Origin of the sequence: Arsukibacterium sp., from assembly GCF_041616895.1 — a bacterium.
Lineage (GTDB): Bacteria > Pseudomonadota > Gammaproteobacteria > Enterobacterales > Alteromonadaceae > Alishewanella.
Genome location: NZ_JBFJPY010000206.1, coordinates 1 through 1891 on the forward strand (window position 1 = coordinate 1; position 1891 = coordinate 1891).

1 protein-coding gene is annotated in these 1891 nt (G+C 50.0%); it reads right to left on the minus strand.

The window, feature by feature from the left end; genetic code table 11:
• Positions 1–1891, minus strand: a 1891-nt coding sequence (locus ABY802_RS16825; RefSeq protein WP_372628268.1) for an efflux RND transporter permease subunit, incomplete at both ends; no start/stop codon positions are given.

The window sequence follows — 1891 nt, forward strand, 5'->3', positions numbered from 1 at the left end:
GTAATAACCGTCGCGAACAGAATACCGAAGGCCAAGGACACCGCCATTGGCACGACAATTTTTGCCTGTAAGCTGCGCTCCAGCACAATAGGGGCCAGTCCGACAAAGGTGGTAAGCGAGGTTAATAAAATGGCCCGAAAACGCTGGGTACCGGCTTCTACCACCGCCTGCTTAATGGCAATGCCCTGCTCGCGCGCCCGGTTAACAAAATCCACCATAATAAGACTGTCATTTACTACCACGCCAGCCAGCGCTACCAAGCCAAAAATCGACATGAAACTCAGGCTCAGGCCAAGTAGCATATGGCCTACCACTGCGCCAATTAAACCAAACGGGATCACGCTCATAATAATGAGTGGCTGACTGTAAGATTTAAGCGGTATTGCCATTAACGCGTAAATGGCAAACAATGCCAGCACCGCCGCTTTCATTAAGTCAACCTGCGTATCTATTTCATCCTGACTGGCACCGTCTAATGACCCGGTAACGCCCAGGTATTTTTGCTCCAGCTCTTTGATCACTTTATCTTGTACTTCACGAACGACTTTTGCTGGCTCAATCAGGGTTTTATCGGCGGCGGCGCTAATGGTTACCGCCCGCTCACCATTCACCCGGTTAATGGCACTAAAGCTTGGCTGCATGGTATAGCTGGCCACCCGGGAAAATGGCACTTCGCCACCGTTAGCCGTGCGAATACGCATGTTTTCCAAATCACCAATTGAGCGGCGCTCATCGCGCGGATAACGCACCATTACTTTAATCTCTTCGCCATTGCGCTGCAGGCGTTGAGCTTCAGCGCCGTAAAAGCCATAGCGTACCTGCCGGGCCAAATCGGCCAGGCTAATGCCCAGTAACTCGGCCTCAGGTTTTAGTGCCAATACAATTTCGTCATTGCCGCCAAGCAGGTTGTCTTCAATATCAAATACCCCGGCATATTCGGCTAAGCGGGCTTTTAGCTCTTCAGTCGCCAGTTGCAGGTTTTGTAAGTTGGTACCGCGCAGTTGCAGCGCAATATCAGCCCCACCGCCGCCCATCGGAGAGCTATTAATTTTAAATGTTTTTAACCCCGGGATTTCCGGTATCTGCTCGCGCCAGCGCTTGGCAATCTCAAAGCCGTCTATTTCGCGGTTTTCACTTTTTTCAAGCTCAACCACCAGCTGACCTGCGGTATCGCTGTTTAAAAATACCAGCCGGTGTTTAATCACATCTTCATTAAATTCACGGCCCAGTTCAGTATTGGCGCGCAGTAAGGCTTTTTCAATTTCCTGCATCGCCAGCACCGTGGCTTCATTTGATGCGCCCTCTTCCATTTGCACATTAGCCTGAATAAAGTCGCTGGGGATATTCGGGAAAAACACCCAACGGACAAAACCACCTTGCAGCACCCCTATCATCAGGATCATCAGGGCAAAAAAGCATGCCATGGTCAGATAACGCAGTTGAATACAGCGCTCGATAAAAGGTTTATAAGTGTTGTGAATAAAGCGGTACAGCACACGGGATACCGTTTCACGAACCCGTTTTAAGGTATTGCTACCAAACCGGCCTAAGGCATAAATGCCGCCCTTATCCGGGTTCCACGGTTTAGTATCCATATTGGCAATGTGGGTAGGTAAAATAAGTTTTGACTCAATAATTGAGAACACCAGACACAGCACCACTACCCAGGCAATCGACTCCCAAATCGCCGACTGGCCACCGCCAACCATTAACATTGGCACAAAGGCAGCAATCGTCGTTAACACGCCAAACGTGGCCGGCATGGCAACTTTCTGGGCCCCGGCAATTACCGCCGCGGTCGATTTACCGCGCTTTTCTATCTCGGTATAAGCGCTTTCCCCAATTATAATCGCATCATCCACCACTATCCCGAGTACCAGAATAAAGCCAA